This window comes from Ectothiorhodospira magna, assembly GCF_900110965.1.
Classification (GTDB): Bacteria; Pseudomonadota; Gammaproteobacteria; order Ectothiorhodospirales; family Ectothiorhodospiraceae; genus Ectothiorhodospira; species Ectothiorhodospira magna.
Window position 1 is genome coordinate 60,874 of record NZ_FOFO01000015.1, and the last position, 22,257, is coordinate 83,130.

Below are 22,257 nucleotides of genomic sequence, written 5' to 3' on the forward strand. Positions count from 1 at the left end.
CTGCAGGTGGCCAATCCCGCCGCACCTGATGGCCAGTGGGTAGGCTGGTGATTCGACTGAGTCGGTGTTTTTTTCAAATAGATTATAAGTATATTAGCATGTTGCCTGCACGTTAAACCCCACAAACCGTTACAATGCGGCCTCAAACCCGGCAGCACAGTCCCTCACCCTCGGCAACACTCGTGTTTTGGCCGTTTTTCGTGGAAATAATTGTTTATGAATGCTCATTCCAGTCCCATTCAGCCCATTGAATTCAAAGGGCGCATGATCCTGGTGTCCATTCTTCGTCTGCATGATGCAGATCCCCAGCGCTTGCATGATGCCATGGACGCCCGTCTGCGAGAGGCGCCAGACCTGATGCGGGATATGCCGTTACTGGTGGATGTGGAACCCCTGGCCGGCACTTTGCCGGAAACCTTGATCCAGGTGGTACAGGAGATCCGTCAACATGGTTTCAAATTGATCGGACTGCACAGCGGAACAGTGGCCCAGACCATTGCCGAGGGTACCGGATTGCCCGTCATTGTGCTGGGAGGCAAGACAGGGGCAGAAGTGCCTTTGCGCCATGCCACTCCACGGGAATCCGGGACCGTAGAGACGCCTGCGCCACCACAGGAACAGGCCACTACACTACAATTCCTCCACACCCCCTCGCTGGTGGTGAATCAACCGGTACGATCCGGTCAACAGGTCTATGCCCGAGGCGGTGACCTGATCGTGCTGGGTACGGTATCAGCCGGCGCAGAACTGCTGGCGGACGGACATATTCATGTCTATGGCACCCTGCGGGGCAAGGCTCTGGCGGGTGTACGCGGCTTGGTGGGGGCGCGGATCTTTTGTCGCCGTCTGGATGCAGAACTGATATCCATTGCCGGACATTACCGCATTGCAGAGGATATCCTTGACGCCGAGCGCGGTGAGAACCGGCTGGTGACTCTGGCCGGTGAAACCATCAATATTTCTGAAATTTAAGCGCAGAATTCTTCAAGGAGATGCAGGCTATATGGCACGCATTGTTGTAATTACCTCGGGCAAGGGCGGTGTTGGCAAGACCACCACGTCAGCAGCCATGGCCACAGGTCTGGCCCTGGAAGGCCATAAAACGGCTGTGATCGACTTTGATGTGGGGCTGCGCAATCTGGACCTCATCATGGGATGCGAGCGAAGGGTGGTCTACGATTTTGTCAATGTCATCAACGGGGATGCCAGTCTCCGCCAGGCTTTGATCAAGGACAAACGTACCGAGAACCTGTTCATCCTGCCCGCGTCCCAGACCAGGGATAAAGATGCCCTGACCGAGGAAGGGGTCGGCCAGGTGCTGGATGAATTGAGCCAGGAATTTGACTACATCCTGTGTGACAGTCCGGCGGGGATCGAGCGGGGCGCCCTGATGGCGGCCTACTTTGCCGACGAGGCGGTGGTGGTCACCAACCCGGAGGTCTCCAGTGTCCGCGACTCTGACCGCATGTTGGGTATTTTGGCCAGCAAAACCCGCAAGGCAGAGCAGGGAGAAGGCCCCTTGCCATCTCGTCTGTTGCTGACCCGCTATGCTCCAGAGCGGGTGGACAAGGGAGAAATGCTCAGCGTGGAGGATGTGGTGGAAATCCTTTCCATCGAGATGCTGGGTGTGGTGCCTGAGTCTCAATCGGTACTCAACGCCTCCAATGCGGGGATGCCGGTGATTCTGGACAAGGAATCCGATGCCGGCCAGGCTTATTCCGATGCGGTGGCCCGGTTTTTGGGTGAGGAGCGTCCCCATCGGTTTCTGACGGCACAGAAAAAGGGAATTTTGGGCCGACTGTTCAAGGGGTAACGCGCACCATGAAAGGCATCTTTGATTACTTTCGATCACCACCGCCGCCCCAAACCAGTGCCAGAATGGCTAAGGAACGTCTGCAGGTGATTGTGGCCAGGGAACGGGGACATCGTGCCGGCCCTGATTATCTGCCTGCCCTGCATCGGGAGTTGCTGGAGGTGATCCGCAAGTATGTGCGGGTCAACGACGAATCGGTACAGATGACGTTGGAAAATCAGGGGGATTGCGAGATTCTGGAGGTGAATATCACCCTGTCGGAGTCAGAACGTCAGCTTTGACGGGGCGCCCCGTTCCACACCAGTTCCAGTGCCCAGGGGCCAGGCCGACTGGGTACGGAGCATAGCTGCTGCAGGCGGTTGATGAACCGGTGTCGGGACATGGATTCTGCCCCCATGCGGGTGAGGTGATCCGAGGGGGTCTGGCAATCCAGCAAAGGGTAGCCCCAATGGTTCAGATGCTGACACAGGATCACCAATGCCACCTTGGAGGCATCCGACACCCGGCTGAACATGGATTCGCCAAAAAACACCCGTCCCATGCTCACCCCGTACAGCCCGCCGACCAAAGTGCCATGGTCCCAGACTTCCACCGAATGGGCATGGCCGGTGTAATGCAGCTGAATGAAGGCCTGCTGCATCCCGTAGGTGATCCAGGTGCCGTGGACCCCGCGCCGGGGTTCGGCACAGCCCTCCACCACTTGGGCAAAAGCCTGGTCAAAGGTCACCTCAAACCGCTGTTGCCGCAAAATTCTCGCCAGACTGCGACTGACCTTCACCTGGGCGGGATACAAGACAGTCCGCGGGTCTGGCGACCACCAGAGAATGGGTTGACCGGCCACATACCAGGGAAAGATGCCGTGCCGATAGGCATTGAGTAACCGGACCAGACTCAGATCGCCACCGGCAGCCAGCAGACCGTTGGGTTCACGCAGGGCATGTTCCACGGCTGGAAAGGGTTCATCACCCTTTCCAGGGTTCAACCAGGTGACGGAAAGCATGGCATCAGGTGTCCAGGAAACGCTCGGCATCCAGCGCCGCCATGCAGCCGGCACCCGCAGAAGTCACAGCCTGTCGATAAATGGAGTCCATCACATCCCCGGCAGCAAAAACCCCCGGCACACTGGTGGCGGTGGCGTTGCCCTCAGCCCCTCCCTTCACCTGAATGTAGCCGTGATTCATGGCCAGTTGTCCCTGAAAAAGCGCTGTATTGGGGCGATGACCGATGGCGATGAACACACCCTGCAGCGCCATATCCCGACATTCTCCGGAGCGGACATCCTTGATGCGCATGCCGGTCACGCCCGTATCATCCCCCAGGACTTCATCGAGTACATGATGCCATTCGATGGTGATTTTGCCCTGACGCACCTTTTCAAACAGGGTGTCCTGCATGATTTTTTCCGCCCGCAGGGTATCCCGGCGGTGAACCAGGGTGACATGTTCGGCGATATTGGACAGGTACAGGGCTTCCTCCACCGCAGTATTCCCCCCGCCGATCACAGCCACCCGTTGTCCCCGGTAGAAAAAACCGTCACAGGTGGCACAGGCAGAGACACCCCGGCCCTTGAAGGCTTCCTCGGAAGGCAGCCCCAGGTACATGGCCGAGGCGCCGGTGGCAATGATGAGGGCATCGCAGGTATAGGTGCCCCCGTCCCCGATCAACGTGAAGGGGCGCTGTTTAAGGTCTGCGGTGTGAATGTGATCGAAGATGATCCTGGTATTGAAGCGTTCTGCATGACGTTGCATCCGTTCCATCAGTGCCGGACCCTGCACCCCCTGATCTTCGCCGGGCCAGTTGTCCACTTCCGTGGTGGTGGTGAGCTGCCCCCCCTGCTGCAGGCCGGTGATCAATACCGGGTTCAGGTTGGCGCGGGCCGCATAGACCGCAGCCGTGTATCCAGCAGGGCCAGAGCCAAGAATCAGCAGACGGCAATGTTGGGTGGCGCTCATCGTCGCGCAATCTCCAAAAAATTGGGTTAGGGTCTGGGTCGTCGCCTATTGACGTCCTCCTCGCCCTGAAGGAATCAGGATGCCTGCGGCGAGGTTGTCCTCGCTCTTGTATCTGACAGGCGTTGGAACATGGCCAGTGTAGCGGCGCTACGGGAATCTCCACAAGGGAGATTCCCGCGCCGCGCGAAGTGGTCCAATGGTAGCAAACACCCCCTCTGGGGGGATCAACCCCCCCTTTTCTCCTGAACTGGAATATACCCATGCCGCCGAATCCCAATACTGATCAACCTGTCCACCATGCCGTGATCGCCTACTTCTGGGCGCCCTGGCATCTGCGCCGGATGCCGAAAACCACCCCGGAAGAGCGGATGGCCCGGGCCATCTGGTGCCGTGACCACTGCGCTACCCTGGCAGGACGCTGGTTCCTGCTGGGCTTTGCCCTGTGGCTCATGCAAATTTCTCCCCTGGGACTGGTGTTCATCATCGGAGGCTGGCCGGTGCTGGCCCTGCTGTTTCCGGTGGCCTTCATCGCAGGGGTCAGTCATCTGGTGGCCCAACTGGTGGCCCAGAAAAAAGCCGGACCACCAAAGATTGATCCGCCAGTGGACCGGGACCCGGACTGAACGACTAAAAAATCCTTCCTCTCCCGACAAGGGAGAGGTCGGCAACAGGACTCAAGCCTTGGGATCAAGCACCGTCATGCCCCCCATGTAGGGCTGCAGGGCCGACGGGATATGAATGCGGCCCTGGGCATCCTGACCATTCTCCATCAGGGCCACCAGAGTACGGCCCACCGCCAGCCCTGAACCATTGAGGGTGTGCAGCAGTTCCGGCTTGCCCGTTTCCGGGTTGCGGCAACGGGCCATCATGCGCCGGGCCTGGAAATCCTCGAAGTTGGAACAGGAGGAAATCTCCCGATAGCAGTTCTGGGCCGGCAGCCACACTTCGATGTCATAGGTCTTGGCCGCCGAAAAGCCCATGTCCCCGGTACACAGGGCCATGACCCGGTAAGGCAGTTCCAGCCGCTGCAAAATGGATTCTGCATGACCGGTCAGCGCCTCCAGGGCATCCCAGGACTCGCCGGGGCGCACCAGCTGCACCAGTTCCACCTTTTCAAACTGATGCTGGCGGACCAGGCCCCGGGTGTCCTTGCCGTAGGAACCGGCCTCGGAACGAAAACAGGGGGTGTGACAGACAAACTGGGCCGGCATGGCGTCGGCGTCCAGAATGCTGTCCCGAACCAGATTGGTCACCGGCACTTCCGCCGTGGGGATCAGGTAGTAGCCGGGATCACCGCCCATGCGGAACAGATCGGCCTCAAACTTGGGCAACTGACCGGTCCCCCGCAGACTGTCGGCATTCACCAGATAGGGGACATAAACCTCCTGATAACCATGCTCCTGGGTATGTACGTCCAGCATGAACTGAATCAGGGCCCGGTGCAGGCGGGCCATGGGGCCGCGAAGTACCGCAAAACGACTGCCGCTGAGTCGGGCGGCAGCCTCAAAATCCATCCAGCCGTTGGGGGCGCCCAGATCCACATGATCCAGGGGGGTAAAGTCCAACTGACGCGGCTCACCCCAGCGACGCACTTCCTGATTGTGGTTTTCATCCTGCCCCACGGGTACGGACTCATGGGGCAGGTTGGGAATCTCCATCATGAAGTCGGACAGGGACTGCTGCAATTCAGCCAGACGGGTCTCACAGGTCTTGAGGGCATCCCCCAGCTGTCCCACTTCTGCCTTCAAGGGTTCGATTGCCTCACCCCTGGCCTTGGCCTGGCCGATGGCTTTGGAGCGGGTATTACGGGCGTTCTGCAACTCCTGGGTCCGTACCTGCAGCGCCTTGCGCTCGGACTCCATGTGATTGAAGGCGGCCCTGTCCAGAGTGAAGCCCCGGGTGGCCAGGCGGGCGGCAATGGTGTCCAGGTCGGTACGAAGGGTCTTGGGATCAAGCATGGATTTTGGTCTGGGCGTATGGAAAAAAGGATCTTGGGCCGATGGTAGCACAGGGGCAACCGGGGAGGATCGGCCCAGCCCACCCCCGTCCGGGGCGCCGCACTGTGGGCCAGACGCCGATCAAACCAGTGACTCCGGTCCAGAATCCGGCTGAAGATTGTTGACAATTTTCAAAAATTCTCTAAGGTCATGCCCTGAAATGCTGACGGCAGGCACACCCCCGTTGGGGGCAAAACACAAGCAGGAGCGAGTCATGGGTTATGCAGAAGTTTATGCACGCGCAGTGAACGATCCCGAGGGCTTCTGGGGCGAGGCCGCCCAGGCACTCACCTGGTCCCGCCCCTTTGACAAGGTGCTGGATGATAGTGCCGCCCCCTTCTACCGCTGGTTCGCGGGGGGGGAGCTCAACACCTGTTACAACGCCGTGGACCGGCATGTGGAAAATGGTCGCGGTGAACAGACGGCCATCATCTACGACAGCCCGGTCACGGACACCAAGCGTCGCATCAGCTTTGCTGAGCTGCAGGATCAGGTGGCCCGTTTCGCCGGCGCCCTAGCGGACATGGGCGTCACCAAAGGTGACCGGGTGATCATCTACATGCCCATGGTGCCCGAAGCCCTGGTGGCCATGCTGGGCTGTGCCCGCCTGGGGGCGATTCATTCGGTGGTGTTTGGCGGCTTCTCCGCCCGTGAACTGGCCACCCGCATTGATGACGCCACCCCCAAGGTGGTGGTAGCCGCCTCCTGTGGCATCGAGCCTTCCCGGGTGGTGAAGTACAAGCCCCTGCTGGATCAGGCCATCGAGATGGCCAGCCATAAGCCCGAGCGCACTCTGATCCTGCAACGCCCCCAATCCCCCTGCGACCTGATCCAGGGTCGGGACGTGGACTGGACCGCGGCCATGGCCGCCGCAGCCCCCCATGACTGCGTCCCCGTGTCCGCCACCGATCCCATCTACATCCTGTACACCTCCGGCACCACCGGCAAGCCCAAGGGGGTGGTCCGTCACAACGGCGGTCATGCGGTGGCCCTGAACTGGAGCATGAAACACATCTACGGCATGGCGCCCGGCGAGGTGTTCTGGGCGGCCTCCGACGTGGGCTGGGTGGTGGGACATTCCTACATCGTCTACGGCCCCCTGCTTTATGGCTGCACCACGGTGGTCTATGAAGGCAAGCCCGTGGGCACCCCGGACCCCGGCGCCTTCTGGCGGGTGATCGAGGAATACAAGGTGTCGGTGATGTTCACCGCCCCCACCGCCTTCCGTGCCATCAAGAAGGAAGACCCAGGGGCCGAACATCTCAAGCGATACAACCTGGACCACTTCCGCGCCCTGTTCCTGGCCGGTGAACGCTGTGATCCGGATACCCTGGAATGGGCGCAGAAGATCCTGCAGCGTCCGGCCATCGACCACTGGTGGCAGACGGAAACCGGCTGGGCCATCGCCGGCAATTTCCTCGGCATCGAACAGCTGCCCATCAAACCCGGCACCGCCGGCAAGCCCACTCCAGGCTACAACGTGCAGATCCTGGATGACAACGGCAAACCGGTGCCCGCCGGAGACATGGGCCGGATCATGGTCAAGCTGCCCCTGCCCCCGGCCTGCCTGCCCACCCTATGGAACAACGATGAGCGCTTCAAGGAGTCCTATCTGAGTGCCGAACCCGGCTACTACCTCACCGGTGACTCCGGCTACATGGATGAGGACGGCTTCCTGTATGTGATGGGCCGTATCGACGACACCATCAACGTGGCCGGACATCGCCTCTCCACCGGCGCCATGGAAGAGGTGCTGGCCTCCCATCCGGCGGTGGCAGAATGCGCAGTCATCGCCGTGGCCGACGAGCTCAAGGGCTCCCTGCCCATGGGACTGGTGGTGATGAAGTCGGGGGTGAACATGGATGCCGACACCCTGAGCAAGGAACTGGTGACTTTAGTGCGGGAAAAAATCGGCCCGGTGGCTGCTTTCAAGCTGGTGGCCGTGGTCAATCGCCTGCCCAAGACCCGTTCGGGCAAAATCCTGCGGGCCATCATGCGCAAGATTGCCGACAATGAAACCTACCAGACCCCGGCCACCATTGATGATCCATCCATTCTGGACGAAATCCGGGACAGTCTGACTCCCCTGGGCTACGCCCAGGGCCGACAACAGGCCTGATCCACATCCGCCCCCTGTCCGCTCAACAGGGGGCGGTCACCCCCCCCGGTGGTCAACGAAGGATTGTCATCAGAAATACCACTTTATCTCTAGGGAAAGGACTGATAAGCTAATATTGTCAACAATCGGACGACGCTATGCCAGATTTCAATGATCAACTCGGGCGGGAGGGTGTCACCTTGGCAGATCGGGTCTTTGCGCGCCTGCGCAAGGCCATCGTCGAGGGAGAGATTCCTTCGGGCACCAAGATCAGTGAACCGGAACTGGCCGGTGAATACGGCATCAGCCGGGGTCCCCTCAGAGATGCCATCGGTCGCCTGGAAGCCTGTCACCTGGTGGAACGTCGCCCCAACGTGGGTGCCCGGGTGGTGTCCCTCAGCCAGGAAGATCTGCTGGAACTGTATCTGCTGCGGGAAGCCCTGGAAGGCATGGCCGCCCGGCTGGCCGCCCAACGCATGTCAGGTCGGGATGTGGACGAACTGCGCCGACTGCTCAGGCAACACCAGGAACGGGCGGAACTGCAAGAAGGCATCGCCTATTTCCAGACTGAAGGGGATCTGGATTTTCATTACCGCATCATCAAGGCCAGCGGCAATGTTCGCCTGATCAGGCTGCTGTGTGACGATCTGTATCATCTGATGCGCATGTACCGCTTCCAGTTCGGCATGGCCAGCTCCCGGGCCCTGATCGCCTTCCGGGAACATGGTCACATCGTCGAGGCCATCGCCGACCGGGACCCGGAAATGGCAGAACTCATCATGCGCCGCCATATCCGCAGTTCACGAATCAATGTGGAACTGCTGTTTGATGACAAGGCTCCCAAGGGTGCCAGGGCCACCCCAGCGATCCGGGCCGCCAATATCGGCGCCGCCCCGCCGCCCTGACCTGTTCCTTCCGCGACTCACATCCAAGGAGATCCAATGACCGAGCCATCCACGCCAGGCGCGCGTCTGCGCCGCGCCGTTGAAGAAGAGCACCCGCTGCAGGTGGTGGGCACCATCAATGCCTATCACGCGATGATGGCCGAACAGGTGGGCTACCGGGCACTGTACCTGTCCGGTGGCGGTGTGGCTGCCGGTTCCCTAGCCCTGCCGGACCTGGGCATCAGCACCCTGCACGATGTACTCGAAGACGTGCGTCGTATCACCTATGTCACCGATGTCCCCCTGCTGGTGGACGCCGATACCGGCTTTGGACCCAGCGCCTTCAACATCAGCCGCACAGTCCGGGAACTGATCCGCGCCGGGGCCGCCGGCTGCCATATCGAGGATCAGGTGCAGGCCAAGCGCTGCGGTCATCGCCCCGGCAAGGCCATCGTCACCAAGGACGAAATGGTGGACCGCATCAAGGCCGCCGCCGATGCCCGTGACCGGGACTTTGTCATCATGGCCCGCACCGACGCCCTGGCCGTGGAAGGCATGGATTCCGCCATCGAACGGGCGGTAGCCTGTGTCGAGGCCGGTGCTGATATGATCTTCCCCGAAGCCATCAATACCCTGGAGCAGTACCAGCAGTTCGTGGATGCTGTCGGCGTCCCGGTGCTGGCCAATATCACCGAGTTCGGCAGTACCCCCCTGTTCACCACGGAACAGCTCAAGGGCGTGGGTGTGAGTCTGGTGCTCTACCCCCTGTCCGCGTTCCGCGCCATGAACAAGGCGGCCCTGAACGTGTTTGAGGCCATCCGCCGCGACGGTACCCAACAGGGGGTCATCGACACCATGCAGACCCGCATGGAACTCTACGAGCATCTGGGCTACCACGCCTACGAAGAAAAACTGGACCAGCTATACCGCAAAGGCGGCTAAGACGGAGACTGATAACAATGACCGAAACCGAAATCGCCAAGCCCAAACCGAAGAAATCGGTAGCCCTGTCGGGCACAGCTGCCGGCAATACCGCCATCTGCACCGTGGGCCGTACCGGTAATGACCTGCACTACCGGGGCTATGACATCCTCGACTTTGCCGACCAGGCAGAATTTGAGGAAATTGCTCACCTGCTGATCCACGGCACCCTGCCCAATGCGGCCGAACTGGCCCGCTACAAGGCCCGTCTGAAGTCCATGCGCGGCCTGCCCGCTGCCCTGCAGACCGCCCTGGAGCAGATTCCCCCCTCCGCTCACCCGATGGATGTGATGCGCACCGCCGTATCCATGCTGGGCACCCTGGAGCCGGAAAAAGAAGACATGAACGTGGCCGGCGCCCGTCTGATCGGGGATCGTCTGGTGGCCTGTCTGGGTTCGGCCCTGCTCTACTGGTATCACTTTGCCCATAATGGCCGCTGCATCGATGTGGAAACCGACGATGACAGCGTAGGTGGTCACTTCCTGCACCTGATGCACGGCTGTACCCCATCAGAAGAATGGGTACGGGCCATGCACACCTCCTTGAACCTGTATGCAGAGCACGAGTTCAACGCTTCCACCTTCACCGCCCGGGTGGTGGCCGGCACCAACGCCGACATCTACTCTGCCATCACCGGTGCCATTGGCGCCCTGCGAGGCCCCAAGCATGGCGGCGCCAACGAGGTGGCCTGCGACATCCAGCAGCGTTACCACAACGCCGACGAAGCCGAAGCGGACATCCGCGAGCGGGTCGCCCGCAAGGAAATCGTCATCGGCTTTGGCCATCCGGTCTACACCATCAGTGATCCGCGCAACAAGGTGATCAAGGAGGTGGCCCGCCGCCTCTCCGAGCAGGAAGGTTCCATGCGCATGTATGACGTGGCCGATCGCCTGGAAACGGTGATGTGGGATCTCAAGAAGATGTTCCCCAACCTGGACTGGTTCTCTGCCGTGTCCTACCACATGATGGGCATTCCCACCGCCCTGTTCACGCCGCTCTTCGTCATTGCCCGCACCACTGGCTGGACGGCGCATGTGATCGAACAGCGTCAGGATGGCAAGATCATCCGTCCCAGCGCCAACTATGTGGGTCCGGAAAATCAGTCCTGGGTACCCATGGACCAGCGGGCCTGAATCTGACGGCCTGATGTCTGGCAAAGCCCCTCTTTCCCGGATGGAAAGAGGGGCTTTTTTGTCATGAGCCCTGTTTTTTGTACTCTGGCAACACCGTCTCAATCACTTGAGGAACCTCTTGATGAATCAACCCCATTTCCAGGATCTGGACCACGGCATCACCCTGATTGATGCCCAGGTGGTGCGTCCCGGCCTGGCCGCCAGCTATCTGATCGTGGAGAACGGTCGCGCCGCCTTCGTGGAGACAGGCACCTCCCACTCGGTACCGGTGCTGCTCAAGGTGCTGGAACACAAGGGGCTGTCCAGGGAACAGGTGGACTACGTCATCCCCACCCATGTGCATCTGGACCATGCCGGTGGCGCCGGAACCCTGATGGCCCAGCTTCCCAATGCCAGACTGGTGACCCATCCCAGGGGCACCCGACACATGATCGACCCCTCCAGACTCATTGCCGGCGCCACGGCGGTGTACGGTGAGGCGATCATGGCCCGGAATTTCGGCACCCTCCTGCCCATCCCCGAAGACCGGGTGATTCAGGCCAGAGACGGTGACAGTCTTTCTCTTGGCGGTCGGGAACTGGTGTTTCTGGACACCCCTGGACATGCCTTGCATCACTGCTGCGTCGTTGATGAAAAAGGCCAGGGCATCTACACCGGTGATACTTTTGGCATCGCCTACCGGGAACTGGATACCCCCCAGGGGCCATTTGTGTACCCCACCACCACGCCGGTGCAGTTTGATCCCCAGGCCCTGCATGCCTCGGTGGACCGGCTGGTGGCCCAGGGGCTGGATTACATGTATCTGACCCATTTTGGCCGGGTGGGCGGCGATGCCCTGGGCCGCTTGCAGAGCGACCAGCATGAAATGATCGAGGCATTTCTGGCCCTGGGACATGCCCATCGACAAGACGGCGAAGGCCGGCATCAGGCCCTGTGGGATGGCATGATGGCCCTGTTCGTGAAACGACTGGCCGACCACGGCTGTCAGTTACCCGAATCCAGGATTCGGGAACTGCTGGCGATGGACGTGGAACTGAACGTGCAGGGGCTGGAGGTGTGGCTGGACAAGCAGCCGGCAGAATAGACATGGGATACCCCCTCCCGCAAGGGGAGAGGGGTTGAGGGGATATGCGGCTACCGCAGCCCCTTCGCCTTGGCCTCGATACGGCGGCGGTGCAGGACCGGCTCGGTATAGCCGTTGGGCTGCTCCCGGCCACGGAACACCAGATCACAGGCGGCCTGGAAGGCCACGGAAGCCTCAAAATCCGGGGCCATGGGATGATAGGTGGGATCATCCCCGTTCTGCTCGTCCACCACACCCGCCATGCGTTTCATGGTCTCCATCACCTGATCCTGGGAACAGATGCCATGATGCAGCCAGTTGGCAATATGCTGACTGGAAATACGCAATGTGGCCCGGTCTTCCATCAAACCCACATTATTGATGTCCGGCACCTTGGAGCAGCCCACACCCTGATCGATCCAGCGCACCACATATCCCAGGATGCCCTGGGCATTGTTGTCCAGTTCCTGCTGGATCTCCTCCGCCGTCCAGGTGGGACTGGCCTCCACCGGAATGGTGAGAATATCGTCCAGAACCGCACGGCGCTGGCCTGCCAGGGATGCCTGCACCTGGGCCACGTTCACTTGATGATAATGCAGGGCATGCAGGGTGGCCGCAGTGGGAGAGGGCACCCAGGCCGTATTGGCACCGGCCTTGGGATGGACCACCTTCTGCTGCAGCATCTGCGCCATCAGGTCCGGCATGGCCCACATGCCCTTGCCGATCTGGGCGCGGCCCTGAAGACCACAGGCCAGACCCACATCCACGTTCCAGTCCTCATAGGCGGATAACCAGCGGGCCGCCTTCATGGCCCCCTTGCGCATCATGGGACCGGCTTCCATGGCGGTGTGCATTTCATCACCGGTACGGTCCAGAAAGCCGGTATTGATGAAGACGATCCGCTCCTTGACGGCACGGATACAGGCCTTGAGGTTCACCGTGGTGCGACGCTCCTCGTCCATCACCCCCATCTTGAGGGTGTTGCGCTTCATGCCCAGAGCCTCTTCCACCCGGGCAAAAAGCTGATCGGCAAAGGCCACTTCTTCCGGGCCGTGCATCTTGGGCTTGACGATGTACACCGAGCCACAGCGGGAGTTATGCAGACCATCGCTACGCTTGAGATCATGCAGGGCAATCAGACCGGTGATCATGGCATCCAAAATACCCTCGGGCACTGGATGGCCGTCCTGATCCAGTACCGCATCAATGGTCATCAGGTGGCCCACATTGCGCACAAACATCAAGGACCGGCCCGGCAGGGTCAGGGTGCCGCCCTGGGGACGGACATATTCCCGATCCGGATTCATGCGACGGATCACTTCCCGACCGGCCTTGTGGAAGCTGGCGGTCAGATCACCCTTCATCAGGCCCAGCCAGTTGCGGTAGACCACCACCTTGTCCTCGGCATCCACCGCAGCCACGGAATCCTCACAGTCCATGATGGTGGTGAGGGCCGACTCCATGAGCAGATCCTTGATGCCGGCGCTGTCGGTTTTGCCGACGGTGCTGGAGGGGTCAAACTGAATCTCGAAATGCAGACCATTGTGGGCCAGCAGGATGGCCTTGGGGGCGGCGGCATCCCCCTGGTAGCCCTTGAACTGTTCCGGGGCCTTGAGTTCACTCAGGCTGCCGTCGGCCAGGGTAATCTGCAGGGCACCCTGCACCACCGCGTACCCCTGGGAACCCACATGACTGCCCCGGACCAGGGGTGCGGCCTGATCGAGAAATTCACGGGCAAAGGCGATGACCTTTTCGCCACGGCGGGGATTGTAGCCACTGCCCCGCTGGCAGCCGTCCTCTTCGCTCAGGGCGTCGGTGCCATAGAGGGCATCATACAGGCTGCCCCAACGGGCATTGGCGGCATTGAGGGCATAACGGGCATTCATCACCGGCACCACCAACTGGGGTCCGGCCTGATGGGCAATTTCCGGGTCTACCTGTTCGGTGGTGATCTGAAAATCGTCACCTTCCGGCTGCAGATAACCGATTTCGGTCAAAAATGCCTTGTAGGCTTCCATGTCCACGGCGCCAGGATGCCGGCGATGCCAGGCATCGATACGGGTCTGAAGGTCATGGCGTTTGGCCAGCAGCTCCCGGTTTCGGGGCGCCAGATTGTGAATCATGGCATCCAGGCCGCTCCAGAAGGCATCGGCGGCCACGCCCGTGCCGGGCAGTGCCTCGTTGTTGATAAAGTCGTGCAGCTCCCGAGCCACCTGCAGGCGTCCCGCCGGAACGTAATGATTCATAGAACCTCCGCAAGGAAACCCGCGATTTCAATCGCGGGAGGAATTGCGGCTGCGGTATTGCAACCGCCGAAAAAGGGTGTGCGCTTTCCACCCACGGACTACTGGATCACCACCAGCGAGCCGTAGGGCATCAAGTCGTAAAGTTCTATCACATCCAGATTGGTCATGCGTACACAGCCCTCGGAAGCGGGACGGCCAATCAGCCCCTCCTCGTCGGTGCCGTGGATGTAAATGAAACGGGAAAAGGAATCGATACCCTCCCCCCGATTGATGCCGTATTCCAGCCCCTCCAGCCAGAGGATGCGGGTGGTGATGTTGTCCTCCGGGGTGCGCCGGGGTTCGGTGACGATCTCGGCAATGCGGCCCGTGTCTATCCGTCCCCGGAATACGGTGCCCACCGGCGCTTCATCACCGATTTTCTGGCCAATCCGGTGTACTCCCAGGGGGGTTCGATAACTGCCCGCCTGATTACCAATGCCATGCCGGGAGGTGGAAACGGGAAATTCCCGCTGAATCCGCCCATCCCGGACCACATAAAGCCGCTGGGTATCCACCCGCACGATGGCCACCGGATCGGCCATGAAATACTGGGGGAAATCCGCCTCCAGCCGTTCCATGATGGGGGTATACCAGGGGGACAGCTTCTTTTCATCGTCATCCATGATCATCTGGCCCTCCACAGCCCAGGCCCCCACCAGATTGACCGGAAACAGGCATACGCAGATCCAGCACATCAGGGCCAGACACAACCGCCCCGTGTCAGGCGTTGTTGTGCAGATCCAGGTTGGCGTATTCGCGGTCCTGTTTTCGTTTGGCCAGATCATTGCGGCGTTGTTCCAGATGGGTCAGGTAATCGGGACTGACTTGGGTGACATACTCGCCAGTGAATACAGAGCAATCCAGACGCTCCAGCCGGGGATTGCCCTTGCGCACCGCATCCACCAGGTCTTCCAGGTCCTGATAGATCAACCGGTCGGCAGCAATCGCGGTACAGACTTCATCCTCGGTGCGCCCGTGGGCAATCAGTTCCTGGGCGGCAGGCATGTCGATGCCATAGACATTGGGATAGCGCACCGGCGGAGCAGCAGATGCAAAATAGACCTTCCGCGCCCCGGCTTCCCTGGCCATCATCACGATCTCCCGCGAAGTGGTGCCGCGCACGATGGAGTCATCCACCAGCAGCACGTTCTTGCCCTTGAACTCCAAAGCGATGGCGTTGAGCTTCTGGCGCACTGATTTTCTGCGCTGGGTCTGCCCCGGCATGATGAAGGTGCGGCCAATGTAGCGATTCTTGATGAAGCCCTCCCGGTATTTCACATTCAGCTCATGGGCCATCTCGATGGCCACGGTGCGCCCCGTGTCCGGAATCGGAATGATCACATCGATGTCATGATCGGGCCATTCCCGCAGAATCTTTTTACCCAGCCGGGTGCCCATGCGCATCCGGGCGCGATGCACCACCACATTGTCCATCATCGAATCGGGACGGGCAAAATAGACATATTCGAAAATACAGGGGGACAGCACCGGCTGCTCCACACATTGCTGCAAATGTACCGTGCCATCGGTCTCGATGTAGATGGCCTCGCCGGGGGCCAGATCCCGCACCAGCTCAAAACCCAGGGTATCCAGGGCCACACTTTCAGAGGCCACCATATATTCCGTACCCTCCGGGGTATCCCGCCGCCCATAGACCACGGGCCGGATACCGTGGGGGTCACGAAACCCCAAAATACCCCGGCCACAGAACATGGCCACCACCCCGTAGGCCCCCTGACAACGGCGGTGAACGCCGCTCACCGCCTGAAACAGCCCCTCAGGGGTGAGGGACAGGCTATCCTGGCGGATCAGTTCCTGGGCCAGGATATTGAGCAAAATTTCGGAATCGGATTCCGTATTGATGTGGCGTCGATCCTGCAGGAACAGCTCCCGCTTGAGTTCGGCGGCATTGGTAAGATTGCCGTTATGGCCCAGGGTGATGCCATAGGGGGAGTTGACATAAAAGGGCTGGGCTTCCGCCGAGGAGGCACTGCCGGCAGTGGGATAGCGCACATGACCGATGCCCATATTGCCGCTAAGACCGCGCATGTGCTGCTGGTTGAACACATCCCGCACCAGACCATTGTCCTTGCGCAGATGCAGATGCCCCTGCTCATCGCAGGTCACGATACCGGCGGCATCCTGGCCACGATGCTGCAACACCAGCAAAGCGTCGTACAGCGCCTGGTTCACAGGGCTGTGCCCGACAATTCCAACTATCCCGCACATGGGCGTGCCTCTTTGGATGATTCAGGAAAGATGTGGGGATCAGGCCCCAAAAGCGAAGTGAGATGCCAGATCTGGTGGCAGCAGATCCCTCAGCCACAGCGCCATGCGCTCAAAGTGAGGCAGCAGGAGGCTGTCCTGCCACCAGGGTTCCTGGGGGATGACGGTCAGGCCCATGAGCAGCACCACCACGGCGACAATCAGGCCACCCCGAGCCAGACCGAATACCGCGCCGATACTGCGATCCGTCCCCGACAGTCCGGTCTTTTTCACCAGTTGCCCGGCCAATACATTGACAATCCCCCCCGCCAGCAAAATACCGATAAAGAGGATGGCAAAGGCAACAGCCAGTTGCAGGGTGGGATCTGTCAGCCCAAAGGGCAGCCACGCCGACACCGTGCCGGCATAGGCCAGGGCAATCCAAAAGGCCAGAATCCAGGTCGCCAGAGAAATGGCCTCCTTGACGAAGCCACGAAACAGGCTGATCACCGTGGAAATGGCCACAATGCCCAGTATGACGAAGTCGATCCAGATCATTTTTTTATGGGGATGAAGTGTCGTGGCGGGAAGTGTAACAGAGATTGAGGGCCTGTATCGGCCATCGAGAAACACGCCATCAGGGGTGGGTGACCACAATCCCCCGAAGGGACTGCTCAGCCTGAAGGCGGGCCTGCAGGGACTGCGCCCCATGACGCTCCAGCTTGGGTCCAACCTTGACCCGATACAGCACCCGGCCATCGGCACTGGTACGCTCCACGAAGGCAGGAAATCCCGCCTGCCGCAGCCGTTCCGCCTCGCTGCGGGCATTGGCCTCCTGACCAAAGCTACCCACCTGAACCACCCACCCACCGGCAACCGGGGTGTTGGGTTCAGGGGCGCGTACAGGGGGCAAAGTGCGTGGTTCCGCCGGCGGGGGCGGGGTTGCCTCCACCAAGGCAGTGGCCTGGGCCGGAGGGGGTGGCGATTCATGCACCACCGGGGGCGGCTCCACTGGCAAGGGCGGAATGGTGGACACGGGCCGCTGCTCCTCGATGGGCGCAGGTAACGGACGCTGAAAAATCGGCTCTGGTGGCACCGGCTCAGCCAGACTCAAACGGGCCTCCCGTCCGGCCCCATTGAGCAACATGGGTAAAAAAATCACCGCCAGGGCCAACAGCACGGCAGCGCCGACAAGGCGTTCTCTCAATGGTGTTTCCACGGCTTGGGCGTCCTCGGATGGCGAGTATAGACCATTTGCCGCCCCGGAATCCGAACCCGGTTCAATCGCCTTCATCAAATTCTCGCTTACCCAGTCTTAGATGCATCAATACACCGGCCTGACCCTGGGCATCCTTATAGCCATTCATGCCGTAGGGCATGAAGCCTTTTTCATAGCACATCAGCAGGGCTGGAACAGCCTCGGTGGCCACCTGCACATGGATCTCCCGGCAGCGGGCCTCCCGAAAGGCATGGGCCATCAGGTGATCCAGCAGATGGGCGCCGATTCCCCGACCCCGCAGATCAGAGCGCACCACCAGATGCCTTACAAACCCAGCACCACCTGGTTCCAGAGCATGCAACATGCCCAAGGCCACCACTTCACCACGGCATTCCACCACGGCGGCCCAGTCACTGTCAGCCATCACCCCCTGCAACCAGGCCACTGATGGCGGGTAGGTGGCACCGGGAAAAACCCGGTCTGCCTCACGGGCATCTGCCGGTAACTGACCGATGATCTCCAGATCCGCCGCCTCGGCGGTACGGATCACAAGACGCGATGTGTCATACGCCACAATCGTAAAACCTCAATGATTCAGACTGCTCTTCTGCCTGGGACGACATGATAGACTGCCCCGCTTCTTCATTGCCTGGGAGCCGACCCGATGCGCGCCGTTTCACCCAGCACCCGGGAAGCCTACCGCGAATGCCTGCGGCAGGCCCATAGCCACTATGAAAACTTCCCGGTAGCCTCCAGGCTGGTACCCGCCCCCCTGCGCGGCCCCATTGCCGCCATCTACAGTTTTGCCCGCCGGGGAGATGATCTTGCTGATGAAGGTGATGTATCGGCCACGGCGCGGCTGGCAGCCCTGGACGATCTGGCAACCCGACTGGAAGCCGCCGCAGCCGGCGCCCCGGACCCCGACGACCCCACTTTCATCGCCCTGGCCCATGCCATTGCCGCCTACAACCTGCCCACGGCATTGTTCCATGATCTGCTCCAGGCTTTTCGCCAGGATGTCACCCAGACCCGCTACCCGGACTTTGAGCAGGTACTGCGCTATTGCCGCTGCTCCGCCAACCCGGTGGGTCGATTGCTGCTGCACCTGACCGGACAGGCCGACGCCCACCGTCTGGCCCTGTCCGACCGGGTCTGCACCAGCTTGCAGTTGATCAATTTTTATCAGGATCTGGCCCAGGACTATCACGAAATGGGGCGCATCTACCTGCCTCAGGATGAGATGGCCCGCTACGGGGTCACAGAAGCCCATTTTCGTGATCAGCTGACGGACCCGCCTTTTCGACAACTGATGCAGGATCAGTACCGGCGGGCCGATGAATACTTGCGTGAAGGTGCCCCCCTGGGTGGCCTGCTATCTGGACGCATCGGCCTGGAAATCCGCCTGATCATCGCCGCCGGGGGCCGGGTACTGACCCGCCTGCAACAACAGCACGACGATCTGTTCTCCCGACCGCGACTACAACCCCGGGATTATCTGTTGATTCTGCGCGACGGCCTCATTCCCCGTCGCCGCTGACCCGGCCACCTGTGGTAGTTTACAGCCTTGGCGACAACCAGAATCAAACCCGATGACCCCCGACCAGTACTGCCAGGAAAAGGCCGCCGGTAGCGGCTCCAGCTTTTACTACAGCTTTTTGTTCCTGCCCCCGGAACGACGCCGGGCCATTACGGCCCTGTATGCCTTCTGCCGGGAAGTGGACGATGTGGTGGATGAATGCCACGATCCGGCGGTGGCCAGGGCCAAACTGGACTGGTGGCGGGAAGAAGTGGATCGCACCTTTCAGGGACAACCCACCCATCCGGTCTGCCAGGCTCTGCAACCACTTTTGGAGCGCTTTAACCTGCCACGGGAACATTTCCGGGAAATCATCGACGGTATGCAGATGGACCTGGACTATGACGCCTACCCCACTTTCACGGAACTGTCCCTGTACTGCTATCGGGTGGCCTCTGTGGTGGGGCTGATGTCGGCGGAAATCTTTGGTTACGAGGACCGGCAGACCGCCCGTTACGCCCACGATCTGGGCATGGCCTTCCAGCTCACCAACATCCTGCGGGATGTGCTCGAAGACGCCCGGCGGGGCCGCATTTACATCCCCCTGGATGAACTCAAACGGTTCGACGTACAGCCGGTGGATCTGCAAAGACCCCAAACCTCGGAACATCTCCAGGCCCTGTTTGCCTTCCAGGCCGATCGTGCCCGGGACTACTACCGTCGAGCCTTTGAGCATCTGCCAGAATCCGACCGCTACGCCCAGCGCCCCGGCATCATCATGGCAGCCATCTACCGCACCCTGCTGGACGAGATCGCCGCCGACGGCTACCGGGTGCTGGAACAGCGGGTCCGGCTCACCCCTTTGAGAAAATTCTGGATTGCCTGGCGGGTCGCCCGCCAGGAAAAACGCCGGCACCGGAAGGCTGCAGGATAATGGGTTCCCCAGACACCGACATCGTCATCGTAGGAGGCGGCTGGGCTGGATTAAGCGCAGCGGTACACCTGGCCCAGGCGGGCCGGCAAGTCACCGTGCTGGAAGCTGCCCCCACCCTGGGGGGCCGGGCGCGGCAAGTGAATCTGGACGGCCTGCCCCTGGACAATGGCCAGCATCTGCTACTGGGTGCCTACACCCAGGTTCTGCGCATGCTGGAAACCATCGGTTTGCAGGAATCCAGGGTTTTCCTGCGCCTGCCCCTGGACCTGAACATGCGGGAATCCGGGATGCCGGAAGTATCCCTGTCCAGCCTGTTTCTGCCGGCTCCGTTCCACCTGCTGGCCGGACTGCTCACGGCTCGGGGCATGTCCGGCAAAGACCGCCTGCAGGCCCTGCCGGGGCTGGCACGACTGATGCGCTGGAATGGCCCGGAAGACATGCCGGTATCCCGATTGCTACACGAACACCGGCAGCCCGACACCCTGATCCGGCAACTCTGGGTTCCCCTGTGTCTGGCCACCCTCAACACCCATCCTGCCGAGGCCTCGGCCCGGCTGTTCATCGCCGTACTCCAGGGCGCCTTCTCTGGCCACCGCAGCCATGCGGACCTGTTGATTTCCAGGGTCAGCCTGGGAGACACCCTGCCAGAACCCGCCTGCCGCTACATCACATCCCGGGGGGGAACGGTGATCACCGGCGCCCGGGTCCAGGCCATAGACCGGGATGGTGACGGCTTCAGGCTGCAACTGCGCGCACAAGAGACATACCGTGCCCGGCAGGTGATCCTGGCCACCCCCCACCCGGTCACTGCCCGCCTGCTGGCCAATATGCCCACCCTGACAGACACCGCCAGCCACCTTGCGGCCCTGCCCTGTGAACCCATTTGCACAGTCTACCTGCGCTATCCCCAACAGACGCGCCTGAGCACCCCGTTCCACGGCATGCTGGGCACCACCGGACAATGGGTATTTGATCGGCGCTTCACGGGTCAACCCGGCGTCATGGCGGTGGTTATTTCCGCCTCCGGTCCCCATCTGGCCCTGGACAATGCGGCCCTCAAGGCCCAGATTCAGGCAGAGCTGCACATGCTCTTTCCTGCCTGGCCTGCTCCCCTGCAAGGCTGGGTGATCCGGGAAAAACAGGCCACCTTCAAGGCAACAGTGGACTGCAACCGGCTACGTCCGGGCAACCGCACCGCCGAAGCCGGCCTGTGGCTGGCGGGAGACTATACGGACAACGGCCTGCCGGCGACCCTCGAAGGGGCAGTCATCAGTGGGCTAGAATGTGCCAAATCACTGCTCACTGCCTCAAAGGCACCCACCACGGAACAGGATTTTTAATGATCCCGCAACAACTGCTCACCTATGCGCCCGCCCCGGACCTGCTCAAGGACCGGGTGATCCTGGTGACCGGCGCCACAGGCAGCATCGGCAATGCCCTGTCCCAGGCCTGTGCCACCCACGGTGCCACCGTGATCCTGCTGGACAAAGTGATCAAGTCACTGGAAAGGGTCTATGACGAGATCGAGGCCGCCGGTGGTCCCCAGCCTGCCATCTACCCCATGAACCTGGAAGGCGCCACCGCCAAGGATTATCAAGACCTGGCGGAGAACATCGGCAACGAATTTGGCCGGCTGGACGGCCTGGTTCACAATGCCGCCTTTGTGGGTTATCTCACGCCACTTAAACATTACGACCTGGAACTGTGGGCCAGAGTCATCACCGTGAACCTGCATGCCCCCTTCCTGCTCACCCATGGGGTATTGCCCCTGCTGGAGCAATCCCCCGACCCTTCCGTGGTGTTTTCCACCCACGACTGCCAAAAAGCCTACTGGGGGGGATTTGGCGTGGCCAAGGCCGGTCTTAAAGGGTTGATGGAGATTTTATCCAAGGAATATCAGGGAGATCGCAAGATGCGGGTCAACGGGGTAGACACCGGCCCGATTCGTAGCCAGTTGCGGGCAGAACAATACCCAGGAGAAGATCCCACCACCCTGGCGACCCCCGAAGAAGTGATCGGGCCATACCTGTATCTGCTAGGACCAGATAGCGCCCAGATCACAGGCCAGAATCTCAAACTGGCGTGACTGCTCCCCGCCCTAAGCGCTGACGCGCCACGGGCGAGGCTTCCCACTTCTCAGGCAGCAGCCGGCGATGTGCCGGGCTTACGCAAGCCTC

General features: G+C 60.9%; 22 protein-coding genes. 13 read left to right on the forward strand and 9 right to left on the reverse strand.

Annotation, left to right across the window (positions count from 1 at the left end; all coding sequences use genetic code 11):
• Nucleotides 1-216 precede the first annotated feature (216 nt).
• The 3 genes from minC to minE are packed head-to-tail and all read left to right on the forward strand — an operon-like array spanning nucleotide 217 to nucleotide 2,094.
• Nucleotides 217-972: a septum site-determining protein MinC gene (gene minC / locus BMX62_RS07500; protein WP_090206717.1), complete on the forward strand. Its 756-nt coding sequence runs from the start codon at nucleotides 217-219 to the stop codon at nucleotides 970-972.
• Between the two features lie 31 nt (nucleotides 973-1,003).
• Complete coding sequence (gene minD / locus BMX62_RS07505) at nucleotides 1,004-1,813, forward strand: septum site-determining protein MinD (RefSeq protein WP_090206720.1); 810 nt, start codon at nucleotides 1,004-1,006, stop codon at nucleotides 1,811-1,813.
• A gap of 8 nt (nucleotides 1,814-1,821) precedes the next feature.
• Nucleotides 1,822-2,094 carry a cell division topological specificity factor MinE gene (gene minE / locus BMX62_RS07510; RefSeq protein WP_090206724.1) on the forward strand — a complete coding sequence of 91 codons (273 nt, stop codon included), beginning with the start codon at nucleotides 1,822-1,824 and terminating at the stop codon, nucleotides 2,092-2,094.
• On the opposite strand, the gene aat is transcribed toward minE, so the two are convergent.
• Complete coding sequence (gene aat, locus BMX62_RS07515; protein WP_090206729.1) at nucleotides 2,085-2,813, reverse strand: leucyl/phenylalanyl-tRNA--protein transferase; 729 nt, start codon at nucleotides 2,811-2,813, stop codon at nucleotides 2,085-2,087. The two genes, minE and aat, sit on opposite strands and share 10 nt — an antisense overlap.
• 4 nt (nucleotides 2,814-2,817) lie before the next feature.
• Nucleotides 2,818-3,765: a thioredoxin-disulfide reductase gene (gene trxB, locus BMX62_RS07520; protein ID WP_090206732.1), complete on the reverse strand. Its 948-nt coding sequence runs from the start codon at nucleotides 3,763-3,765 to the stop codon at nucleotides 2,818-2,820.
• A 260-nt stretch (nucleotides 3,766-4,025) separates the two neighbouring features.
• On the opposite strand from trxB, the gene BMX62_RS07525 reads away from it, so the two are divergent.
• Nucleotides 4,026-4,388 carry a hypothetical protein gene (locus BMX62_RS07525; RefSeq protein ID WP_090206735.1) on the forward strand — a complete coding sequence of 121 codons (363 nt, stop codon included), beginning with the start codon at nucleotides 4,026-4,028 and terminating at the stop codon, nucleotides 4,386-4,388.
• 51 nt (nucleotides 4,389-4,439) lie between these two features.
• On the opposite strand, the gene serS is transcribed toward BMX62_RS07525, so the two are convergent.
• On the reverse strand, nucleotides 4,440-5,723 hold the full coding sequence (serS, locus tag BMX62_RS07530; RefSeq protein WP_090206739.1) for a serine--tRNA ligase: 1,284 nt from the start codon (nucleotides 5,721-5,723) through the stop codon (nucleotides 4,440-4,442).
• A 253-nt stretch (nucleotides 5,724-5,976) separates the two neighbouring features.
• On the opposite strand from serS, the gene BMX62_RS07535 reads away from it, so the two are divergent.
• From BMX62_RS07535 to BMX62_RS07555, 5 genes are all read left to right on the forward strand, one after another.
• On the forward strand, nucleotides 5,977-7,881 hold the full coding sequence (locus BMX62_RS07535) for a propionyl-CoA synthetase (protein ID WP_090206742.1): 1,905 nt from the start codon (nucleotides 5,977-5,979) through the stop codon (nucleotides 7,879-7,881).
• Between the two features lie 137 nt (nucleotides 7,882-8,018).
• Nucleotides 8,019-8,765 (forward strand): GntR family transcriptional regulator, encoded by a 747-nt coding sequence (locus tag BMX62_RS07540; RefSeq protein WP_090206745.1) that lies wholly within the window; start codon nucleotides 8,019-8,021, stop codon nucleotides 8,763-8,765.
• Between the two features lie 36 nt (nucleotides 8,766-8,801).
• Nucleotides 8,802-9,686 carry a methylisocitrate lyase gene (gene prpB / locus BMX62_RS07545; RefSeq protein ID WP_090206748.1) on the forward strand — a complete coding sequence of 295 codons (885 nt, stop codon included), beginning with the start codon at nucleotides 8,802-8,804 and terminating at the stop codon, nucleotides 9,684-9,686.
• Nucleotides 9,687-9,703: 17 nt separating this feature from the next.
• The gene (gene prpC, locus BMX62_RS07550; RefSeq protein WP_090206751.1) at nucleotides 9,704-10,858 is read left to right on the forward strand and encodes a bifunctional 2-methylcitrate synthase/citrate synthase; all 1,155 of its coding nucleotides are present in this window, start codon (nucleotides 9,704-9,706) and stop codon (nucleotides 10,856-10,858) included.
• A gap of 121 nt (nucleotides 10,859-10,979) precedes the next feature.
• Nucleotides 10,980-11,942, forward strand: a complete 963-nt coding sequence (locus BMX62_RS07555) for an MBL fold metallo-hydrolase (protein ID WP_090206753.1) — start codon at nucleotides 10,980-10,982, stop codon at nucleotides 11,940-11,942.
• Nucleotides 11,943-11,992: 50 nt separating this feature from the next.
• On the opposite strand, the gene BMX62_RS07560 is transcribed toward BMX62_RS07555, so the two are convergent.
• The 6 genes from BMX62_RS07560 to BMX62_RS07585 form a co-directional block, all read right to left on the reverse strand.
• Entirely contained in the window at nucleotides 11,993-14,167 is a 2,175-nt protein-coding gene (locus tag BMX62_RS07560; RefSeq protein ID WP_090206756.1) for a malate synthase G, read from the reverse strand.
• A 98-nt stretch (nucleotides 14,168-14,265) separates the two neighbouring features.
• The gene (locus tag BMX62_RS07565; RefSeq protein ID WP_420795815.1) at nucleotides 14,266-14,835 is read right to left on the reverse strand and encodes a L,D-transpeptidase family protein; all 570 of its coding nucleotides are present in this window, start codon (nucleotides 14,833-14,835) and stop codon (nucleotides 14,266-14,268) included.
• A gap of 91 nt (nucleotides 14,836-14,926) precedes the next feature.
• On the reverse strand, nucleotides 14,927-16,435 hold the full coding sequence (gene purF, locus BMX62_RS07570; protein WP_090206759.1) for an amidophosphoribosyltransferase: 1,509 nt from the start codon (nucleotides 16,433-16,435) through the stop codon (nucleotides 14,927-14,929).
• A 39-nt stretch (nucleotides 16,436-16,474) separates the two neighbouring features.
• Complete coding sequence (locus BMX62_RS07575; RefSeq protein WP_090206762.1) at nucleotides 16,475-16,969, reverse strand: CvpA family protein; 495 nt, start codon at nucleotides 16,967-16,969, stop codon at nucleotides 16,475-16,477.
• Between the two features lie 79 nt (nucleotides 16,970-17,048).
• Entirely contained in the window at nucleotides 17,049-17,630 is a 582-nt protein-coding gene (locus BMX62_RS07580) for an SPOR domain-containing protein (RefSeq protein ID WP_090206817.1), read from the reverse strand.
• A 61-nt stretch (nucleotides 17,631-17,691) separates the two neighbouring features.
• Complete coding sequence (locus BMX62_RS07585) at nucleotides 17,692-18,204, reverse strand: GNAT family N-acetyltransferase (RefSeq protein WP_143339696.1); 513 nt, start codon at nucleotides 18,202-18,204, stop codon at nucleotides 17,692-17,694.
• A gap of 90 nt (nucleotides 18,205-18,294) precedes the next feature.
• On the opposite strand from BMX62_RS07585, the gene hpnC reads away from it, so the two are divergent.
• From hpnC to BMX62_RS07605, 4 genes are read left to right on the forward strand one after another with little or no spacing between them, the layout of a single operon-like run.
• Nucleotides 18,295-19,167: a squalene synthase HpnC gene (hpnC, locus tag BMX62_RS07590; RefSeq protein WP_090206768.1), complete on the forward strand. Its 873-nt coding sequence runs from the start codon at nucleotides 18,295-18,297 to the stop codon at nucleotides 19,165-19,167.
• Between the two features lie 52 nt (nucleotides 19,168-19,219).
• Nucleotides 19,220-20,080, forward strand: coding sequence for a presqualene diphosphate synthase HpnD (hpnD, locus tag BMX62_RS07595; RefSeq protein ID WP_090206771.1), 861 nt, complete (start codon nucleotides 19,220-19,222; stop codon nucleotides 20,078-20,080).
• Nucleotides 20,080-21,420, forward strand: a complete 1,341-nt coding sequence (gene hpnE, locus BMX62_RS07600) for a hydroxysqualene dehydroxylase HpnE (protein WP_090206776.1) — start codon at nucleotides 20,080-20,082, stop codon at nucleotides 21,418-21,420. Before hpnD ends, hpnE begins: the two co-directional genes overlap by 1 nt.
• Nucleotides 21,420-22,166, forward strand: a complete 747-nt coding sequence (locus tag BMX62_RS07605; protein WP_090206781.1) for an SDR family oxidoreductase — start codon at nucleotides 21,420-21,422, stop codon at nucleotides 22,164-22,166. The genes hpnE and BMX62_RS07605 overlap by 1 nt, the downstream gene beginning before the upstream one ends.
• The last annotated feature ends 91 nt before the right edge of the window (nucleotides 22,167-22,257 follow it).

What these genes read in the sequence shown, in the direction of transcription:
- minC (WP_090206717.1), top strand. Translation starts at nt 217, where the DNA reads ATGAATGCTCATTCCAGTCCCATTCAGCCCATTGAATTCAAAGGGCGC.
- minD (WP_090206720.1), top strand. Translation starts at nt 1,004, where the DNA reads ATGGCACGCATTGTTGTAATTACCTCGGGCAAGGGCGGTGTTGGCAAG.
- minE (WP_090206724.1), top strand. Translation starts at nt 1,822, where the DNA reads ATGAAAGGCATCTTTGATTACTTTCGATCACCACCGCCGCCCCAAACC.
- aat (WP_090206729.1), bottom strand. Translation starts at nt 2,813, where the DNA reads ATGCTTTCCGTCACCTGGTTGAACCCTGGAAAGGGTGATGAACCCTTT.
- trxB (WP_090206732.1), bottom strand. Translation starts at nt 3,765, where the DNA reads ATGAGCGCCACCCAACATTGCCGTCTGCTGATTCTTGGCTCTGGCCCT.
- BMX62_RS07525 (WP_090206735.1), top strand. Translation starts at nt 4,026, where the DNA reads ATGCCGCCGAATCCCAATACTGATCAACCTGTCCACCATGCCGTGATC.
- serS (WP_090206739.1), bottom strand. Translation starts at nt 5,723, where the DNA reads ATGCTTGATCCCAAGACCCTTCGTACCGACCTGGACACCATTGCCGCC.
- BMX62_RS07535 (WP_090206742.1), top strand. Translation starts at nt 5,977, where the DNA reads ATGGGTTATGCAGAAGTTTATGCACGCGCAGTGAACGATCCCGAGGGC.
- BMX62_RS07540 (WP_090206745.1), top strand. Translation starts at nt 8,019, where the DNA reads ATGCCAGATTTCAATGATCAACTCGGGCGGGAGGGTGTCACCTTGGCA.
- prpB (WP_090206748.1), top strand. Translation starts at nt 8,802, where the DNA reads ATGACCGAGCCATCCACGCCAGGCGCGCGTCTGCGCCGCGCCGTTGAA.
- prpC (WP_090206751.1), top strand. Translation starts at nt 9,704, where the DNA reads ATGACCGAAACCGAAATCGCCAAGCCCAAACCGAAGAAATCGGTAGCC.
- BMX62_RS07555 (WP_090206753.1), top strand. Translation starts at nt 10,980, where the DNA reads ATGAATCAACCCCATTTCCAGGATCTGGACCACGGCATCACCCTGATT.
- BMX62_RS07560 (WP_090206756.1), bottom strand. Translation starts at nt 14,167, where the DNA reads ATGAATCATTACGTTCCGGCGGGACGCCTGCAGGTGGCTCGGGAGCTG.
- BMX62_RS07565 (WP_420795815.1), bottom strand. Translation starts at nt 14,835, where the DNA reads ATGATCATGGATGACGATGAAAAGAAGCTGTCCCCCTGGTATACCCCC.
- purF (WP_090206759.1), bottom strand. Translation starts at nt 16,435, where the DNA reads ATGTGCGGGATAGTTGGAATTGTCGGGCACAGCCCTGTGAACCAGGCG.
- BMX62_RS07575 (WP_090206762.1), bottom strand. Translation starts at nt 16,969, where the DNA reads ATGATCTGGATCGACTTCGTCATACTGGGCATTGTGGCCATTTCCACG.
- hpnC (WP_090206768.1), top strand. Translation starts at nt 18,295, where the DNA reads ATGCGCGCCGTTTCACCCAGCACCCGGGAAGCCTACCGCGAATGCCTG.
- hpnD (WP_090206771.1), top strand. Translation starts at nt 19,220, where the DNA reads ATGACCCCCGACCAGTACTGCCAGGAAAAGGCCGCCGGTAGCGGCTCC.
- hpnE (WP_090206776.1), top strand. Translation starts at nt 20,080, where the DNA reads ATGGGTTCCCCAGACACCGACATCGTCATCGTAGGAGGCGGCTGGGCT.
- BMX62_RS07605 (WP_090206781.1), top strand. Translation starts at nt 21,420, where the DNA reads ATGATCCCGCAACAACTGCTCACCTATGCGCCCGCCCCGGACCTGCTC.